Source organism: Microbacterium sp. LS_15 (assembly GCF_041954735.1).
Taxonomy (GTDB): Bacteria; Actinomycetota; Actinomycetes; order Actinomycetales; family Microbacteriaceae; genus Microbacterium.
In genome coordinates this window covers 206360-224853 of sequence record NZ_JAVAYD010000002.1, presented here as the reverse complement: position 1 = coordinate 224853, position 18494 = coordinate 206360, and the positions used below count along the sequence as shown (strand labels likewise).

The window sequence follows — 18494 nt, the reverse complement described above, 5'->3', positions numbered from 1 at the left end:
GCGGGTCAGGACAGCGACTCCGCCACCGCGCGCCAGCGCCCCGAGAACTCCGCGGCTCTGTCGTCCGACCACTGCGGCTCGTACGTCTGCGAGGGCGACCACGGCACGATCGCCTCGTCGAGCGTGAGCGAGGGATCCGCCGCGCAGCGGGCGAGCGCGGCAGCGCCGAGAGGTGTCGCATGCTGCGACGGATACACGTCGACGGGGACGCGCATGAGATCGGCGACCGCCTGCATGAGCACCCGGCTGCGGGTCAGCCCGCCGTCGACCCGCAACCGCTGGAGCGGGGAGCCGAGGTCTGCCGACATCGCGCTGGCCAGCTCGGCCACCTGCGCCGCGATGCCCTCCAGCACCGCGCGCACCAGATGCTCGCTGCCCGTGGACAGGGTCATGCCGGTGAACGTCGCCGTCGCGTCCGGACGCCACCAGGGAGCGGCGAGTCCCGCGAGGGCCGGCACACACAGCACGCCGTCCGCGTCGTCGGCGGCGACCCGGTCGAGATCGGCGGCCGTGTCGATGAACGTGAGCTTCTCGAGCCAGCGCACCGCGGACGCGGCCGTGTACACCTGACCGTCGAGGCAGTAGCTGGTCTGCTCGCCCTGCTGCCACGCCACCGACGACGAGAGCCCGGCGGTGGAGCGCACGGCCTCCGTACCGGTGTTCGCGAGCAGGAACGCGCCGGTGCCGAACGTGCACTTGGCCTCACCGGGTTGCAGGCAGCGTTGCGCGACGAGCGCCGCCTGCTGGTCGACGATCAGCCCGCCGACCGCAGCGGAGCCGCCGAAGGCGGTCGTCGTGCCCGCGACGTCGTCGGACGCGAGGATGCGGGGGAGTCGCTCGTCGGCGAGTCCGAACAGGTCGAGCAGCTCGGGGTCCCAGGCGGCGCTGTCGAGGTCGACCGCCAGGGAGCGGCTGGCGGTCGAGGCGTCGGTGACGAACTCGCCCGTGAGGCGGTGCAGCAGCCAGCTGTCAGAGGTCGTCACGACGCCCTCGCGGGTGAGAGTGCGCCGGATCCACGCCTGCTTGGGTGCCGAGAAGTATGGGTCGAGCACGAGTCCGGTACGGCGGGCGATGTCGTCCGCGTGGTCGCGCAGCTCGGCGCACACCGATTCGGCGCGGCGGTCCTGCCACACGATCATGGGCGACAGCGCGGCGCCGGTGTCGGGATCCCACGCGAGCACGGTCTCGCCCTGGTTCGCGAGGGTGACGATGTCGACCTCGGCGCCCGCCTCGGCGACCGCGGTGCGTCCGGCGCGGAGCACCGAGTCGAGCAGCGCCTCGGGGTCCTGCTCGACTCCGCCGCCCGAGAGGTACGTCGGCCGCACGGCGACTTCGCTCAGGGCGAGGATCTCCCCGGACTCGTCGACGACGACCGCCTTGGTGCCCGACGTGCCCTGGTCGATCGCGAGCACGGTGGTCATGACGGCTGATCCTCGCCCGCAACGGCACCCGGCAGCACGCCGCGGTGCTCGGCCGTGCGACGCCACCACGGCGTGCTCGCGGCCGGAACCGGCGCCGCGGGCGTGGGCGGCTGCAGCGGACCGACCTCGATGCCGACCGCGGGGAGCAGCTCCGCCACGTGATCGGCGATGCCGAGTGACGCGGTGAGGCCCGTCGAGCGGATGGCCGCGACGTTGATCAGGCGGGCATCCTTCTCCGACGACCCGATCACGTAGTTGCTCCCTCGGCCGGCAGGGCGGAGCCCCGCGTAGCTCGCGATCGGCTCGAGGCCGTCCAGCGCGGGGAACTGCGCGACGGCCTTGGCGAGGATCTCCTCCCGTGCCTCCCGGCGCACCGTCCAGTCGTCCTTGTCGTCGAGGTCGACCGCGGTCGGACCAGCGATCACCTTGCCGTCGAGCGTGGGGAAGACGAGCACGCCCTTCGTGCGCTTCGTCGGCACCGGCAGGATGATGCGGTCGAGCGTCGCGCCGCCCGGCAGCTCGAACACGAAGAACTCGCCCTTGCGCGGGTAGATCTCGAACGAGTCGTCGCCGATGAGCCGGGCCACGTCGTCGGCGTGCAGCCCGGCGGCATTGACGACCGCGGCGGCTCGAATGGTCCGGCCGTCGATCGTCTCGACCACGATGGCCTCCTCGCCCGGCGTGAGCGCGGAGACGCGTGCGCCCAGCTCCACCCGTGCCCCGGCGGCGACAGCCGACGCCGCGAGCGCCGACGTGAACGCGACGGGGTCGCTGACGGACTCGCCCGGTACCAGCAGGGCGCCGTCCGACTCGCGGATCTCGACCTCCACGCCGTTCGCGGCGGCGCCGGCCGCGAGCGCCGCGACCGTCTCGGCATCCTCGTCCGTGTGCGGCACGAGCTCGGCGCCGCAGTGGATGACGGGCACTCCGAGCGCGTCGAGGATGGCCGGACGGATGCGGGCGGCGCGCAGGATCAGCTCGGTCTCGAGCTCGCCCGGGGTCGAGTCGAAGCCGGTGTGCAGCACGCCGGAGTTCGTGCCGCTCGCCGCGAGACCGAGCGCGCTCTCGGCTTCGAGGAGCACGGCATCCACTCCGCGGTGCGCGAGCGTGTAGAGCAGGGCCGACCCCACGATTCCTCCGCCGATGACGACGACGGGGAGGGCGGGAGAGGGGGAGTTCATGATGGTTCCACTTTCGCTGGTTTCTCTGGAGGAGGGGCGTCTCACCGGGAGGCGGACGCGGTGTCGTCGTCGAACGTGCGGTCGACGTCGGCCATGTCGGGCATGGTGAGACCGCGGCGTCCGCGTGTCGCGAGCAGGTAGACGAGGTACGCGATGCCGATCACGAGCATGATGCCGACGTACAGTCGCGGCTGCTCGAATGAGACGTCGCGGAAGATGAGCAGCTCGTACACGAGCCAGACGCTCGCGAGGATCAGCACCGGCACCTCCCACCGGCCGAGCGAGAACCCGGCGCTCGCGGGGAGCGAGCGGCGCTTCACGATGTACAGCAGCACGGTGCCCGCGTAGATGATCGCCGGCAGCAGGGTCGCCGCCGAGAACAGGATGAAGAGCGCGTCGCTCGTGCCGCTGAAGATCGCGAGGATCGCCTGCGTGATGACGAGGTAGCCGAGCGTCGCCGCCACCGGGGTGTGCCGGGTGCGGCTGACGCGGCGGAGCAGCTGCCAGGCGGGGAAGCGCTCGTCGCGCGACATCGCCCAGATCAGGCGGGTGCCGCTGAGGGTGATGACGAGGCCGCACGAGAAGATCGAGATGACGACGAGCACGAGCAGGATCTTCCCGACCACGGGGCCCAGCACCGAGGTAATGACGGTGGCCACCGGGGTCGCCGACTCGGCGAGCTTCGCGGTGTCGCCCGCGAGTGCGGTCACGGCGATGAGGAACAGCATCCCCAGCACGCCGAGGGCGACGACGGCCTGCACCATGGCACGGGGGATCACGCGCTCCGGGTTCTTCGTCTCCTCGGCGAGGTTCGCGGCCGACTCGAAGCCGACGATCGTGAACGCGCCGAGCAGGAACGCGAGCGGGAACGGGCCGGCCTCGGTGAGCCCGCCGAAGTCCCAGTACCCCGCTTCGGCGACGGGTGCCGTGGCGAACAGCTGCGAGAAGTCGAGGCGTCCGAGCGCCGCACCGACGGCGAACAGCAGCACGGTGATGCCGATCATCCCGATGATCTGCACGGTCACGGCGACCTCGTTGACGCGGTTGGTGACCTTGGTGCTCAGGGCCACGAGGATCGCCTGCAGCAGCATCACGAGGGCTGTGATGACCCAGCAGTTGGCGGGGCTCGGGGCGTAGCCGAACAGCTCGGGCAGGATCGTCGCGGCGATCGTGTAGTCGACCGCGACCACCACGACGACGAGGAAAGCGAACGAGATCCACCCGGTGAGCCAGCCGAGGATCGGGTTGGCCAGGCGCGACACCCACTGGTAGGCGTAGCCGCTGATCGGGATGCGGGCGGCGAGCGCGCCGAAGATGAGCGCGACCATGGTCTGACCGACGACGGCGATGGGCCAGGCCCAGATGCCGCGGGGTCCGCTGCTGTTCAGCACGGCCCCGTAGGTCGTGAAGATGCCGGTCGCGATCGAGACGAACCCGAAGGCGACGGCGAAGGATGCGTAGAGCCCGAGCTCCCGCTTCATGCGGGTGCCGGTCGGGGCTGCGGGCGGGGCGATGGGAGCTTCGGGTGTTTCCATGACTCGACCTTCATTCGACGGCGGTGGATACAGCTGGTCTATACCAAGGCACGGTAGAGCGAGCACGAGTAGCGTGTCAATGGTGGGCATGCGCGAGACGGAAGAATTCACACGGACGAAATCTGGCGAGCCCGCCTACGTGCGCATCGCCGGCGAGCTGCGCACCCGCATCGACGAGGGTGAGCTCACCCCCGGCACGCCCCTGCCGGCGGAACGAGACCTGAGCGTCGAGCTCGGCGTGAGCCGCATGACCCTCCGCCGTGCGCTCGGGGTGCTCGAGAACGAGGGGCGAGTGCACCGCGACGCGACCCGCGGCACCTTCGTGTCGGAACCCCGCGTGCGCCTGCGGCTCGGCTCGTTCTCGCAGGAGATCGCCCGTGCGGGCGGCAACCCGGGAGCCGAGCTCCTCTGGGCCGAGGAGCGACCGGCCGACGAGACCGTCGCGGCGGGGCTCGGCATCCCTGCCGGCTCACTCGTCTACGCGCTTCGGCGCCTGCGGCGCTCGAACGACGAGCCCCTCGCCGTGGAGACGACCTACTACCGCGCCGACCTCGTGCCGGGCCTGCTCGACGGCGACCTCGCAGGGTCGCTGTGGGACGAGCTGCGCGCGCGGTTCGGCCTCGCCATCGCCCGCACCTCGGCGGAGCTCGAGGTGGTCGTGCTGGATGCCGACGATGCACGCCGCCTGGGCACTCGCCGCGCCGCGGGCGGACTGCAGCTGACGCGACGGACGTTCCTCGCCGACGGCGACTGCCTGGAGTTCGCGGTCGACGTCTACCGCGCCGACCGGGTCTCGCTCATCATCGACCGGGCGGTCGACGCGGAGTGACCACGGTCTTCGATCTCGACGGGGTGCTCAGCCGCGCCGACACCATGGCCACGCTCGTGTTCGCGCGGCTGCGGTCGCGCCCGTGGCTCGTGCTGCCGGTCGCGGCCCTCGCGGTGACCGCCGCGCTCGCTCCGGCGGCGGGGTCGCTGCGCCCGCGGTGCAACCGCGCCATCGTGCACGTCGTCCTCTCCGGGGTGTCGGAGTCCGCCTACGCGCGGCTCGCTGTCCGCACCGCGCAGGGGCTCGCCGCACGGCCCGACAACGTGCGGCCCGAGGTGCTGACCGCGCTGCGCCGGGCATGGGCCGACGGCTCGGGCGTCGTGACGACCGCGACCGAGCACGCGCTCGCCGCGGCGTACCTCGACGCCCTCGGCGTCGGCGGGATGCCGCTGCTCGCGTCGCGCTTCCGCTTCTCCGCCCGGGGTCCGCGCTTCGCGGACCACAACGTGGGCGAGCGCAAGGTCGAGACCCTGGAGGCGATGCGCCCCGGCGCGATCGCGGATACGCTCTACACGGATTCCGCGAGCGATCTGCCGCTCGCCCGACGCAGCCGTCGGACCGTGCTGGTCGACGCCCGACCCCGCTCGACGCGGGAGTTCTCGCGTCACGGCATCTCGTTCGAGGCGCTCGGCGGGTGACCTCGCCGGTGTCGGGACGGCCGGTGTGGCACGACCGGTGCAGTATACGTATTCCAACTGTCGAGAAAGCCCGAATATAGGCTTCCCTAAGTCGACTGCATACGTATACCATCAGCGACATGGGACACACACAGCACCGAGCACTGCCGGTACTCGCACTCGTCGCCGTGGGCATCGTCGCCCTCGCCGGCTGTGGCGCGGGTTCCCGCACCGACAATGAGAACTCGACGAAGGTGACGTGCGACTACACGGCACCCGAAGGCAAGACGACGGTCAACGTCCTCGCCTACAACTCCTCCGCGATCGACCCGTTCACCGACACGATGGTGTCGAGCTGCTCGACCGACGACGTGACGCTGAAGCACGACCCGATCGACTTCGGCGGCCAGGTGACCAAGACCACCGCGACCCTCGCGGGCGACACGGGCACCTACGACATCATCGAGACATACGGCTTCGTCATCCCCGGATTCGGCGAGGAGGAGAAGCTCGTCCCCCTCAACGATCTGTGGGACAAGTACGCCGACGACTACGGCCTCGGCGACATCAGCCAGTCGATGGTCGAGGGCATGTCGTACGACGGCGACATCTACGCGGTGCCGATGCAGGCGCAGATGTTCGTCATGGCGTACCGCACCGACATCTTCGACGACCTCGGCCTCGAGGTCCCGACCACGTTCGACGAGATGATCGACGCGGCCGAGGCGATCAAGGGCGCCGGGCTCATGGACTATCCGATCGCCCTGCCGTGGCTCGCCACGGCCGACGTCACCACCGGCTTCCAGGGTGCGATGAACTCGCTCGGTGCCGACTTCGTCACCGCAGACGGCGAGGTCACGCTCGACACCCCCGAGGCCAAGCAGGCCGTCGAGGCGATGCTCGCGCTCAAGCCGTACATGGACCCGCAGGTCACCACGTTCGACCAGCCCAAGGTGCAGCAGCAGATGTTCAACGGCACCGCGGCGATGTCGATCATGTTCTCGGGTCGCATGTTCGACCTGACGCTCGACTCCAACTCCAAGTTCGCCGACTCGTTCGGGTTCGCCGGGGCGCCGAAGGTCACCTCCGACGCGGAGTACTCGTACAACCGCCTCTCGATCGACGGCTGGTCGATCCCGTTCAACACCAAGCTGGACCACGACATGCTCTTCCAGATGATGGCCTCCGCCGTCAGCGAAGACGCGTCGAAGGCTTCCGTCCCCGCGGCCTACCCGGCCCGTGAGGGAATGGTGACGGAGAAGAACTCCCCGTACGGTGCGGCGGCCAACGACTCGATCGCCAGCGCCATGCCCCCGATCGTCTCGCCGATCGCGGCCGACATCACCAACGAGATCCGGCCGATCCTGGTCTCGATCCTGAACGGCCAGATCGCGGTCGACGAAGGACTCGCCCAGATGCAGGCCGCCGGCGAGAAGATCGCCGGCTGACCGACGCACCGACGTCATGACTGTGGCCTGAGCGCGAGTTCAGGCCACAGTCCGTCCAAGGGAGGACGCTTATGAAGGCACGCGAGTTCTGGCTGCTCTTCTTCCCGAGTCTGCTGGTGATGGGGGCGCTCCTCGTGCTCCCGCTGGTGCGCACCGTGCAGTGGAGCTTCGAACAGGTCCGCTACGGCTCACCGGGCACCTTCATCGGGCTCGAGAACTTCACCGACGCCCTGACCGATCCGCGCTTCCACAAGGCGGTCGTGTTCACGGTGGTCGTGACGATCATCACCACCGCCATCCTGCTGGTCTTCGGCTACATCATCGCCACCGGCATCAACCGCATCACCACCTCGCGCCCCCTGGTGCTCGGCATCATGCTCGTCTCGTACGTGCTGCCGAATCTCGTGGGCGCCGTCGCGTTCTCGTGGCTCTTCGACGACAACTTCGGCGGAGTCGTCAACCGGCTCATCGGCTTCTTCGGCGGCACCCAGGTGCTGTGGTTCACCGACCAGGTGCCCAACGCGATCCTGGTGATCGCGAACACGGTCTGGCACATGCTGCCGTTCGCGATGCTCATCATCCTCGCCGGGCTGCAGGGCGTGCCGAACGAGCTGAAGGAGGCCGCGAAGATCGACGGGGCCAACGCGTTCCAGACGCACATCAGCGTGATCATCCCGACGATCCGCGGCGTGCTCGGGTTCGTGACCCTGATCACGATCATGGACGTGCTGCGCATGTTCGACAACCTGATCCCGCTGTCGCCGCAGGCGCAGAACATCGGCAACGAGTCGATCATGCTCTACGTCTACTCGGTGGCGTTCGCCGACGGCGCCGAGAACCTCGGCCTCGGCAGCGCGATCAACGTGCTCACCATCCTCCTGATCCTCATCATGCTGATCCCGTTCATCCGGGGCATCTTCAAGGAAGCGAAGGCCGAACGATGAGTCTCACCTCCGCAGAGCTCTCGACGAGAGCCATCGTCACCCGCGGCGCGCCGAAGCGCCGCCGCCGCGGGCCCCACCGCCCGCCCGTCATCACGGGGCTGCTGCTCGGCATCCTCTGCGTGGTCGTGCTGAGCCCGTTCATCTGGATGACGCTGTCGGTGACCAAGCCCACCGACGTCGCGTTCTCGAACCCGCCGGTGCTTTGGGACTACCAGCCCACGCTGCAGGCGTTCGTCGACCTGTGGGAGACGACGTACTTCGCGGACTACCTCGTCAACACGCTCGTCGTCGCGGTGGTCTCGACCGTGATCGCGCTCGTGATCGGCATCCCCGCGGCGTACGCGCTGTCGCGCTTCCCGAGCTACGTGTCGGCGCTGCTGCTCGTTCTCGCGCTGATCTTCCGGGCGCTGCCGCGCTTCTCGGTCGTGCTGCCGATGTACGACATCAGCCGCGCGCTCGGCATCTACGACACGACGTTCGCGCTCGCGATCGCCCTCGTCGCGATCAACCAGCCGTTCACGATCTGGCTGCTGCGCAACTTCTTCGCCGAGATCCCGCGGGAGCTCGACGAGGCGGCGATGATCGACGGCTGCACCCGGATCGGGATGCTGCGGCGCGTCATGATCCCGTTGATGGGGCCGGGCATCCTCACCGCCGGCATCTTCGTGTTCCTGTTCGCGTTCCAGGAGTACCTCACGGCGCTCGTGCTCACCGACACGTCGTCGAAGACGGTTCCGGTGTTCATCGCGACGCAGCTCGGACAGACCCTGCCGATGCTGCAACAGGCGGGAGCCGCATCGATGCTGCTGACCATCCCGGTGTTCGTGATCGCGTTCATCGCGCAGAAGTACCTCGTCGCCGGTCTCAGCGACGGCGCCGTGAAGGGCTGACGTGTCGGCATCCGTCCCGCCGCTGACGCTGCTCGCCGGCATGAACTGCACGGCCGACCTGTGGGCGGACGCCGGCTTCGACACGGAGGGTGGAGGGGTGATCCGGCCGATGCTGGATCGCCCCTCGCTCCGCGCGCAGGTCGACGCGCTGCTGGCGGAGCTGCCCGCGCAGTCGGTGATCGTCGGGCACTCGCTCGGCGGGATCGTAGGCATGGCGCTCGCCCTCGCCGCTCCGCACCGCGTGGCGGGGCTCTGCCTCGTGTCGACGAACGCGAAGGCGCCCACCGGGGCGCAGCGCGCGGGCTGGACGGAGTGGATCCGCCGCCTCGACGACGGCGACGACGCCCGATCGCTGCAGCAGAGCATCCTCGAACCGCTCCTCGGCGAACGCCTGGCCGCCGAGCGCCCCGACCTCGTGGAACGCGCCCTGAGCATGGGCGACGACACGGGCGTCGACCTGCTGCGCACGCAGCTCGAACTGCAGCTGACCCGCGTCGACCTGCTGTCGCGGCTGTCATCGCTGCGGATGCCGACGCTCGTCGTGTCCGGACTCGACGACGTCATCTGCCCGCCTCGGTTCCACACCGAGATCGTGGCGGAGATCGACGGTGCGCGGCTGGTGTCGCTCGACGCCGGTCACCTGCTGCCGCTCGAACGGCCGCGGGAGTTCGGCGATCTCGTGCGCTCCTGGTGCGCGCAGCGGGTTCGGCCGGCAGCCGTGGCGTGAGCGGGCGACGCACGCACTGCAGGAGATCTCACGCAACGAAGGACGGATGCCGCGATCGCGTCCGTCGTCACGCGAGATCTCCTGCGCAAGCTCAGCGCGTCGGAGCGGCCAGATCGCGCAGGTGCGTCATGAGCGACGACGCGAGGTTGTAGACGACGAGGTCGGCGCCGTGCGCGAACGCCGCAGTCGCGGCATCCTTCGTCCCTACGATGTCCATGCGGAGGGCAGCGGAGCGCGCGAGCGCCCCGTTCACGACCGCGACGGCCTCGGACACCGGCAGGTCGTCCGCTCCGGATGCCGCGGCGAGGTCGGCCGGGCCGATCATGATGCCGTCCAGGCGCGGGGTCGACGCGATGGCCTCGACGTTCGCGACGCCGCGCGGCGATTCGATCATGCCGAGCACCAGGGTGTTCTCGAGCCACCAGTCCCGGTGCGCGGCTGCCGCGACCTCGCCGAAGCGCCCGACGCGGCTGTAGGTCGCGAAGCCGCGCGAGCCGACGGGCGGATAGAGGGAGGCGTCGACGAGGTCGGCTGCGTCCTCGGCCGTGTCGAGGTGCGGGGCGAGGATGCCCTGCGCGCCCTGGTCGAGCACCCGCAGCACGAGGCCGCGGTCCTTCTCGCCGACCCGCACGACGACGGGCACGCCGTGCACCGCCGCCAGCGCGATGTGGTGACGCAGCGCGACGATGTCGGCCGGTCCGTGTTCGCAGTCGATCAGCACGAAGTCGAAGCCGGCGACGGCCAGCATCTCGACGGTCTCCTCGGCCGGCATGCGCAGCAGAGCGCCGATGAGCTTCTCACCGGCGCTCGCGCGCTGCCGCAGCGAGGCGGTCACGCGACCATCCCCGCCGAGAGATCGACGTCAGCGCCGCACATGCCGGGCATCGCGAGCATCGCGACGACGGCTGCGCCGACCTCCTCCTCGGTCACCATGCGGCCCAGCGCGGCCCGCGACACGAATGCCTGCTCGGCGTCGTCGACGCTCGTGCCGGACCGCTCGGCCTCGAGGCGGAAGTTGCGCGCCATGCGCGGCCCCTGCACGGGACCAGGCGACAGCGAGTTCACCCGCACACCGGCCGGCCCGACCTCGAACGCGAGGGTCGAGGTGAGCCCGATGACGGCCATCTTCGAGGCGCAGTACGGAGTGCGGTGGGCGAGCGGGCGCTTGCCCGACACGGATGCCACGTTGATGACGTCGCCGTCACCGCGCTCGACCATGCCCGGGAGCATCGCCTTGCACAGCAGGAACGTGCCGCGCACGTTGACCGCGAACACCTCGTCCCAGTCGTCGACCTCGATGTCGGTGAGCGCCGCCACCGGGCCGGGGATGCCGGCGTTGTTGACGAGGATAGACACCTCGGTGCCCTCCAGCGCGCTGCGCAGGGCGTCGACGGATGCCGGGTCCGCGACGTCGCACGCGACAGCGCGGGACCTCGGACCGAGTTCGGCGACCACGGCGTCCAGCTTGGCGGTGTCGCGGCCGACCACGACGACCGAGGCTCCGACGGCGTGCAGGGCGCGGGCGATCGCCGCCCCGAGTCCGCTGCCGCCGCCGGTGACCACGGCCGTGCGGCCGGTGAGATCGGTCATCGGGCGTCCGCGCCGATCGCGGCGTGGCTCTCGTCGATCCAGTCGAACTGCGTGCCCGCGTGACGCCACGCGCGCGCGTCGCCCGAACGGGCGTGACCCTCGAACAGCTCGACGCGGGCAGCGCGTCCGCACACGGCGCCGAGCTCGGCGGACGACTCGGTGTTCTGCACCTCCTGGTACGTGACGGTGCGCAGGTACTTGCCGACCCAGAGACCGCCGGTGTAGCGGGCGGCGCCGAGCGTCGGCAGCACGTGGTTCGTGCCGATCACCTTGTCGCCGTACGACACGCAGGTGTTCTCACCCAGGAACAGGGCGCCGTAGTCGTGCATCCTCGTCAGCGCCTCGCGCGGGTTCTCGGTGAAGATCTGCACGTGCTCGAACGCGAAGTCGTCGGCGATGCGGTACGCCTCGTCGAGGTCGTCGGCGACGATGACCTGGCCCCAGTCGCGCCAGGCGGGCCCGGCGTAGTCGCGCGTCGGCATGCCGGGGAGGATCCGGTCGATCCAGTCGATGACCTCCTCGGCCAGTTGCCGCGAGGTGGTGACCAGCACGGCGGGGGAGTCGGGGCCGTGCTCGGCCTGCGACAGCAGGTCGACCGCGGTGAAGAAGGGGTCGGCGTGCTCGTCGGCGACGATGAGGATCTCGGTGGGGCCGGCGAACAGGTCGATGCCGACCTCGCCGAACAGCTGGCGCTTGGCCTCGGCGACGTAAGCGTTGCCGGGGCCGGCGATCATGTTGACCGGCTCGATCGTGTCGGTGCCGACGGCCATGGCTGCCACGGCCTGCACTCCGCCGAGGATGTAGATCTCGTCGGCGCCGGCGAGCTTCATGGCGGCGACCGTGGCGGCAGGGATCTCGCCGCGGATCGGCGGGGTGCACGCCACGACGCGGGGCACCCCGGCGACCTTGGCCGTGATGATGGTCATGTGCGCGGAGGCCGTGAGGGGGTACTTGCCTCCGGGGATGTACGCGCCGGCCGCCTGCACCGGCACGTGCTTCTGGCCGAGGAAGACCCCGGGCAGCGTCTCGACCTCGATGTCGACGAGGGAGTCGCGCTGAGCCTGGGCGAAGCGACGAACCTGCGCCTGCACGAACTCGATGTCGGCGATGACCTGCTCGTCGAGCGTGCCCATGATCTGCGCGATCTCGTCGTCGGAGAGCCGGTACGACTCCGGGCTCCAGTTGTCGAACTGCTCGGCGTAGCGTCGGACGGCCGCGTCGCCGTTCTCGCGGATGTCGCCGATGATCGCCCTCACCCGCTCCGCGACGTCCTGCTGAGCGGTGTCCGCGAACGTCTTCGTCGGCGCGGTCTTCAGATGCAGGGGCATGGCCCTTCCTTTCATTGCATACGTATGTGCTGATTATGACCGCGTATGCATTCCGGCGTCAAGGGCGGTAGAATCCGGTGACCGAGGGGGAGGCCTGACATGGTCGTCACGAGCCGGGATGTAGCCCGTCTGGCAGGGGTGTCGCAGCCGACGGTGTCGCGCGCGCTCCGTGACGACGCCCGCGTGTCCGAGGCGACCAAGCTCCGTGTGCGTGAGGCGGCCCAGCTGCTCGGCTATGTGCCGAGCGAGGCCGGCCGGGCGCTCTCGTCCGGCCGCACCAGGCGCATCGGCCTGCTGCTCACCGACCTCGACAACCAGTTCTACTCGCACATCATCGCGCCCGTGCATCGCGAGCTCGAGGCCCTCGGCTACCAGCTGATGCTGCACACCGAGTCGGCCGACAACGACACGGTCGTCGAGCGTCTGCTCGCGAACGGCCTCGACGGCGTCATCCTCGCCACCACGACCGTCGACTCCGTGGCTCCGCTGCGCCTGCGTGACCGGGGTCTGCCCTTCGTGTACTTCAACCGCACCGGGTCTTTCGTCGATGCGGACGCGGCGGTCGTGAACTCCGTGCCGGGCTATCGCGAGGCGGTCCGAGCGGCCGTCGCCCTCGGGCACCGGCGCATCGGCGCGGTGCTCGGGCCGAGCAACACCAGCACGGGGCAGGGGCGCGAGGCGTCGCTCCGCGACGCCCTGAGCGCCGAGGGGCTGCAGCTCGACGAGCGCGACGTGCGCCGCACCCGCTACGGTGCGACCGAGGGAGAGGCCGCCGCAGCCGAGCTGCTCGCCGGGTCGGACCGCCCCACGGTGCTCTTCTGCGGCAACGACGTCGTCGCATACGGCGCGCTCAACGCCGCCCACCGCGCCGGCCTGCGCGTGCCGGAGGACCTCTCGGTCATCGGCTTCGACGACCTCCCCGAGGCGGCATGGCCCATCATCGACCTCGCCACGGTCGGCTATGACATCGTCGGCATGGCGCGCGCGGCGGCAGACCTCGTCGTGCGGCGCATCGAGGAGCCGAGCGCCGAGATCCGGACGTCCGGGTTCGCGTCGACCTTCATCGCGCGTCGCACGCTGGCGCCCGCGCCGACGCGCTGACTCCGCGGGTCTCTCCGCTCCTGCGGCAGCTCCTCCCTCGTGCGCTGGAGCGTCGACCGCGGCGTCCGTTCCGGCCTCGATCGACGGCCCCCGGGGAATGACCACGTGTGCGCTGGAACCTCTCTTGCGCTGTCTTGTGCATACGCATACACTGACCACAACGAGGCGTGCGATCACCGATGAACCGCAGCGTCGTATCTCGAAGGAGTGGAAAAGCGTGTCTCTCGACCCGGTCGCCTACCTGCCGTACAAAGACCCCGACGACTTCATCCGCGAGGTCACCGACCTCATCTGGGTCGATCGGTCGATCAGCTACATCCGTGAGAACTACGAGCCCGACTCGATCGTGCACGGCGCCCTCGGCACCTCCACGACCCGTCAGGAGGTCATCGAGGGGTCGCTCATGCGCATCTCGGCGACGCCCGACCGCACAGGTCAGGCCGAAGACGTCATCTGGGAGGCCCGCGGCGACGACGCGTTCCTCAGCTCCCACCTCGTGCTGTCGGGAGACCTGCACTCGCCGTACGTGAGCCGCACGATCGCGAACTGTCTCTACCGCCGCGGCCGCATGGTCGAGGAGTGGGTCGTGCGCGACACGCTCGCCGGGGCGCTGCGCCGCGGCGACGACCTCGACGAGCTGGCGCGGGCGCAGGCGTTCCGCGGCTTCTCCGGCTCCTGGACCGAGCCCGCCCCCGCCGACCCCATCGCGAAGGGCGACTCGGGCGTCCGCCCCGACGAGCACCGCGCCGAGGTCGAGACGGTCATCGACATGATCCAGACCGTGTGGAACGACCGTGACCTGCAGAAGGTGGAGAAGTACTTCGACCGCGACCTCACGCTCAACACGGTCGGCGACCGCACCATCATCCGCCCGGAGGGCTACCGCCGCGCGCTGCTGCGCCTGCTCGAGTCGTTCCCCGGCGGGCAGTTCGAGATCCGCGACATCCAGACCAACTACGACGTGCGCTACGCGGGCCTGCGCGTCGCCGTCGTCTGGAAGTTCGTGGGGGACTACAACGGCGTGCCGAACTACGGTCCGCTCACCGGCACGCCGATCGACCTGATCGGCATCTCACAGTTCACCTTCCACAACGGCGCCATCGTCAAGGAAGTGCGCCTGTGGGACGACATCGCACTCCGTGCGCAGATCGCAGGGTCGCGCGGCGACGAGCCGGTGCCCTTCGCCAACATCTACTGATCATCGACTGATCGACAAGGGAGAAGAAGACATGAGTACCGTCATCGAGGGCACGACGGACGTCGTCGTCGACACCGAGGAGATCCAGCGACGGACCATCCGCCGTTCGGACTGGGTGCCGTGCAACTCGGCGTTCATCGACTGCCGCACCCCGGGGTCCGACCGCAAGGAGAACTACTCCTTCATCGGCGCCGGCGTCTCGCAGAACGCGAGCCAGTACGTGAACCTCGAGGTCAACCACGGGTTCAACACGGGCGCCGCCGGGATGCCGAACGGCATCTCGAACAACCTGCACCTGCACTTCACGGCCGAGGTGTTCATCAACCTCGGCGGAGAGTTCCGGCTGCGGTGGGGCGTCGACGGCAAGCAGGGCGAGTACATCAGCCACGACGGCGACATCGTCACGATCCCCACCTGGATCTTCCGCGGCTTCACCAACGAGGGACCGGACGACGGCATCCTCTACACGGTGCTCGGCCGAGACGACAACGGCGGCATCATCTGGGGGCCGTCGGTGCTCCGTGAGGCGGAGTCGTACGGACTGCACCTCACGGCCGACAACAAGCTGATCGACACCGTCGCGGGTGACGTGCTGCCCGACGACGTGGCGCTCATCAAGCCGATGAAGCAGCACTACATCGACGAGCTCACCGAGTACTCGGTGGAGGACATGCGCTCGCGCGTCATCCAGCCCGGCGACCGGAAGTACTCGGCCGCGGCGCTGCTGTGCGCGGCAGTCGACGGCGGTCGCGTCGAGCTCGCCACCGCGATCGGCTACGGCATGAGCGAGAACCGCCGCCAGGTGCCGAACGTGCACGAGCCCCACTCGTTCAACCTCGCGTGGGTCAAGGCCGAGCCCGGTCAGGGCGTGCTGCGTCACCGTCACGACAAGACGCAGGCGCTGCTGTTCAAGACCGGACGCTGGGAGGTCACCCTCAACGGCGACCCGTCGACGACGGTCACACTCGGGGCGGGTGACACGTTCTCGGTGCCCGAGGGCGCCTGGCGCTCGTACGTCTGCGTCGAGGGCGACGAGACCGGCTCCGGCACGGTGCTCGTCGTCAACGGCGGCGACGACCGCGTCTACCTCGAGTGGGCCCCCGAGGTCGTCGAGGCCGCGGCTGCCGCCGACTGGACGATCGACCCCAACGGCTACCTCGCGCCGCTCGGCGTGATGGTCACGGCCACGGAAGACGACTGAGCCGACGCCGCTCACGACGGGGCGCGGGGAGCGATGGCTCCTCGCGCCCCGTCGCGTCTGCGGTTCACTGCAGCGGCGTGCGCCCCGCGTGCTCGGGGAGGCGTTCGCGCAGCATCCGCTCGGCGAGCTCCGCGAGCTTGCGGGTCGCCGGCGACAGCAGCACCCCTTCGCGCTGCACGAGCGCGATCGTGTCGTGCATGGGGTCCGCGAACGAGAAGGTGCGGATGCCGGGAGGGAAACCGTCGGCCTCGGCGATCGACCGCGACACGATCGTGTCGGCCGTGCCGGCGGCGACGAGGCTCAGGGCGGTCTCGACGTGCTCGACCTCGACCGACGGCTCGATCGTGAGGCCCTGCAGGCGGGCGCGCTCCAGCAGCTGCCTGCGTGTCGGGTCGTCCCATCCGGCGAAGGCGTCGTACAGCACGAGTTTCGCCTCGGCGACCTCGGAGATGGTCACCGGTCCGCTGTCGACAGGCCTGGTCGAGGAGACGTAGAGCACCTCGTCGCGGAAGAGCGGCTTGACCTCGAGGCCGTCCTCGTCGATCGGCAGCACGAGCAGACCGGCCTCGAGCTCCCCGCGCGCGATCGACCGCGCGACGTGCGCGGAGTTGATGCCCACCAGCCGCAGACGCACGTTCGGATGCCGGTGGTGGAACGTCTCGGCGAGATCGGCGAGGGCGTAGTACGCCGCGTTGCGCAGCACGCCGAACGTGCAGATGCCGCGGTCGAGCGAAGCCAGCGAGTGGATCGTGTCGATGCCGTTCTGCACGGCGCTGACGGCCTGCGCGGCGTGCGGGCGCAGCTCCTGTGCGGCGGCCGTCGGCACGAGACGGCGGCTGCCGCGCACGAAGAGCGTCGCGTCGAGCTCGCGCTCGAGGCGGGCGACGAGCTCCGACACGGACGCCTGCGTCATCCCCAGACTCGCCGCCGCTGCGGTGAACGAGCCGTGTTCGAGAGCCGCGAGGAAGGCGGTGAGCTGGGTGATGGTCACGGGCCAATGGTAAACCCGATGCATCCGTTCGGATCATCAGGCTTGTCGGATGGATGCCGCCGATCTAGCCTTCCTGCATGCGTTACTCTCCTGCAGTCCTCGCGCGTCATGATGGCGCCTTCCACCACCTCAAGACCCCGCTGATCGACGCCCCGGCCGCGCAGCGCGACCCCGCCGTAATCGAGACCGTGACGACGATGCTCGCCGACATCCGGGAGCGCGGCATGGACGCCGTGCTCGACTACGCGAGGAAGCTCGACAACTATCAGGGCGCTGTTATCGAGCTCACGCCCGAGCAGATCGCGAGCAGCGGCGAGCGACTCGATCCCGCCCTGCGCGAGGCGATCGAGCTCGGCGCCGCGCGCACCCAGGCCTTCGCCCGCGAGCAGCGCTCGCACCTCGCCGACTTCGAGACCGAGCTGGTGCCCGGCCTCGTGACCGGTGCCAAGTACATCCCCGTCTCCCGCGTCGGCGCCTATCTGCCGGCCGGACGCTTCCCGCTCACGGCGAGCGCGTTCATGACCGTGGGCGTCGCGAAGGCCGCGGGCGTGCCGACCGTGATCGCCTGCACGCCCCCGCAGCCCGACGGCGGAGCCAACGACGCCGTCGTGTACGCCGCGCACCTCTCCGGCGTCGACCGCGTCTTCGTCATCGGCGGAGTCCAGGCGCTCGCCGCCATGGCCTACGGCCTGCTGGGCGAGCTGCCCGTCGACATGCTGGTCGGCGCGGGCAACGCCTTCGTCGCCGAGGCGAAGCGTCAGCTGTTCGGCACCGTCGCGATCGATCTGCTCGCCGGCCCCAGCGAGGTCGCGGTCATCTCCGACGAGACGGCCGATCCCGAGCTCGTGGCCGCCGATCTGCTCGGTCAGGCCGAGCACGGCCCCAATTCCCCGGCTGCGCTCATCACCACGTCGGAGGAGCACGCTCGCGCCGTGATCGCCGAGATCGACCGACAGCTCGAGACCCTCGCGACCGCCGAGATCGCCGGCGCGGCCTGGCGCGACTACGGCGTGGTGACCGTCGCGAAGGACCGCGAGACCGCCGCGGCCCTCATGGACGACCTCGCCCCCGAGCACCTCGAGATCCTCACGGCCGACGACGACTGGTACCACGAGAACCTCCGCAACTACGGGTCGATCTTCCTCGGGCCGTGGAGCACCGTCGCCTACTCCGACAAGGGCATGGCGGGCACGAACCACGTGCTCCCGACGGCCGGCGGCGCCAAGCACAGCGCCGGGCTCTCGGTGTCGCGCTTCCTCAAGCCGCTCACGTACCAGCGCATCAGCCGTGAGGCGACGCCCGCGCTCGCAGACGCCGTGCAGGTGATCTCCGACTCGGAGGGCATGGCCGCGCACAGCGCGACCGCCACGCTGCGCACGGCTCGCCTCGGCTGACGGCATCCGTCTCCGCAGACGGCATCCGTCTCCGCGGACGGCGGGCCGCCAGGACGCCGACGCCCCGGTCCGCGCCGAGGCCCCGGGCTGTGTACGTCA

At 70.0% G+C, this 18494-nt stretch carries 17 protein-coding genes; 10 read left to right on the top strand and 7 right to left on the bottom strand.

The features are described from left to right. Window positions 1-5: 5 nt before the first annotated feature. The 3 genes from RAC69_RS05165 to RAC69_RS05155 are packed head-to-tail and all read right to left on the bottom strand — an operon-like array spanning window position 6 to window position 4137. Window positions 6-1421, bottom strand: coding sequence for an FGGY family carbohydrate kinase (locus tag RAC69_RS05165; RefSeq protein WP_375085618.1), 1416 nt, complete (start codon window positions 1419-1421; stop codon window positions 6-8). Continuing rightward, entirely contained in the window at window positions 1418-2602 is a 1185-nt protein-coding gene (locus RAC69_RS05160; RefSeq protein WP_375085616.1) for an NAD(P)/FAD-dependent oxidoreductase, read from the bottom strand. Before RAC69_RS05160 ends, RAC69_RS05165 begins: the two co-directional genes overlap by 4 nt. Window positions 2603-2643: 41 nt before the next feature. Further along, window positions 2644-4137: an APC family permease gene (locus RAC69_RS05155; protein WP_375085614.1), complete on the bottom strand. Its 1494-nt coding sequence runs from the start codon at window positions 4135-4137 to the stop codon at window positions 2644-2646. An 88-nt stretch (window positions 4138-4225) separates the two neighbouring features. Between RAC69_RS05155 and RAC69_RS05150 the strand changes: the two genes are divergently transcribed. The 6 genes from RAC69_RS05150 to RAC69_RS05125 all read left to right on the top strand — a co-directional run bounded on the left by RAC69_RS05150 (window position 4226) and on the right by RAC69_RS05125 (window position 9592). Then, on the top strand, window positions 4226-4966 hold the full coding sequence (locus RAC69_RS05150; protein ID WP_375085612.1) for a GntR family transcriptional regulator: 741 nt from the start codon (window positions 4226-4228) through the stop codon (window positions 4964-4966). After that, complete coding sequence (locus RAC69_RS05145; RefSeq protein ID WP_375085611.1) at window positions 4963-5604, top strand: HAD family hydrolase; 642 nt, start codon at window positions 4963-4965, stop codon at window positions 5602-5604. The genes RAC69_RS05150 and RAC69_RS05145 overlap by 4 nt, the downstream gene beginning before the upstream one ends. Before the next feature lie 119 nt (window positions 5605-5723). Beyond that, entirely contained in the window at window positions 5724-7031 is a 1308-nt protein-coding gene (locus RAC69_RS05140; protein WP_341933053.1) for an extracellular solute-binding protein, read from the top strand. Between the two features lie 71 nt (window positions 7032-7102). Beyond that, the gene (locus tag RAC69_RS05135; RefSeq protein ID WP_341933054.1) at window positions 7103-7975 is read left to right on the top strand and encodes a sugar ABC transporter permease; all 873 of its coding nucleotides are present in this window, start codon (window positions 7103-7105) and stop codon (window positions 7973-7975) included. Then, window positions 7972-8865, top strand: a complete 894-nt coding sequence (locus RAC69_RS05130) for a carbohydrate ABC transporter permease (RefSeq protein WP_375085609.1) — start codon at window positions 7972-7974, stop codon at window positions 8863-8865. The genes RAC69_RS05135 and RAC69_RS05130 overlap by 4 nt, the downstream gene beginning before the upstream one ends. 1 nt (window position 8866) lies before the next feature. Then, entirely contained in the window at window positions 8867-9592 is a 726-nt protein-coding gene (locus RAC69_RS05125; protein WP_375085607.1) for an alpha/beta fold hydrolase, read from the top strand. A gap of 91 nt (window positions 9593-9683) precedes the next feature. Here RAC69_RS05125 and RAC69_RS05120 read toward each other — a convergent pair whose 3' ends face one another. Genes RAC69_RS05120 through hisD (RAC69_RS05110) form a run of 3 tightly spaced genes read right to left on the bottom strand, consistent with a single transcriptional unit; the run spans window position 9684 to window position 12510 of the window. Further along, entirely contained in the window at window positions 9684-10427 is a 744-nt protein-coding gene (locus RAC69_RS05120; protein WP_375085605.1) for an HpcH/HpaI aldolase/citrate lyase family protein, read from the bottom strand. After that, a complete protein-coding gene (locus RAC69_RS05115) occupies window positions 10424-11182 on the bottom strand; it encodes an SDR family NAD(P)-dependent oxidoreductase (RefSeq protein WP_375085604.1) in 759 nt (252 codons plus the stop codon). Before RAC69_RS05115 ends, RAC69_RS05120 begins: the two co-directional genes overlap by 4 nt. Then, window positions 11179-12510: a histidinol dehydrogenase gene (gene hisD / locus RAC69_RS05110; RefSeq protein WP_375085602.1), complete on the bottom strand. Its 1332-nt coding sequence runs from the start codon at window positions 12508-12510 to the stop codon at window positions 11179-11181. Before hisD (RAC69_RS05110) ends, RAC69_RS05115 begins: the two co-directional genes overlap by 4 nt. A gap of 99 nt (window positions 12511-12609) precedes the next feature. On the opposite strand from hisD (RAC69_RS05110), the gene RAC69_RS05105 reads away from it, so the two are divergent. From RAC69_RS05105 to RAC69_RS05095, 3 genes are all read left to right on the top strand, one after another. Then, window positions 12610-13611, top strand: a complete 1002-nt coding sequence (locus RAC69_RS05105; RefSeq protein ID WP_375085600.1) for a LacI family DNA-binding transcriptional regulator — start codon at window positions 12610-12612, stop codon at window positions 13609-13611. A 217-nt stretch (window positions 13612-13828) separates the two neighbouring features. After that, window positions 13829-14809 carry an ester cyclase gene (locus tag RAC69_RS05100; RefSeq protein WP_375085598.1) on the top strand — a complete coding sequence of 327 codons (981 nt, stop codon included), beginning with the start codon at window positions 13829-13831 and terminating at the stop codon, window positions 14807-14809. 31 nt (window positions 14810-14840) lie between these two features. After that, on the top strand, window positions 14841-16010 hold the full coding sequence (locus RAC69_RS05095; RefSeq protein ID WP_375085596.1) for a cupin domain-containing protein: 1170 nt from the start codon (window positions 14841-14843) through the stop codon (window positions 16008-16010). Between the two features lie 64 nt (window positions 16011-16074). On the opposite strand, the gene RAC69_RS05090 is transcribed toward RAC69_RS05095, so the two are convergent. Next, a complete protein-coding gene (locus tag RAC69_RS05090) occupies window positions 16075-17001 on the bottom strand; it encodes a LysR family transcriptional regulator (protein ID WP_375085594.1) in 927 nt (308 codons plus the stop codon). Window positions 17002-17078: 77 nt separating this feature from the next. Between RAC69_RS05090 and hisD (RAC69_RS05085) the strand changes: the two genes are divergently transcribed. Next, entirely contained in the window at window positions 17079-18395 is a 1317-nt protein-coding gene (gene hisD / locus RAC69_RS05085) for a histidinol dehydrogenase (RefSeq protein WP_375085592.1), read from the top strand. Window positions 18396-18494 lie beyond the last annotated feature (99 nt).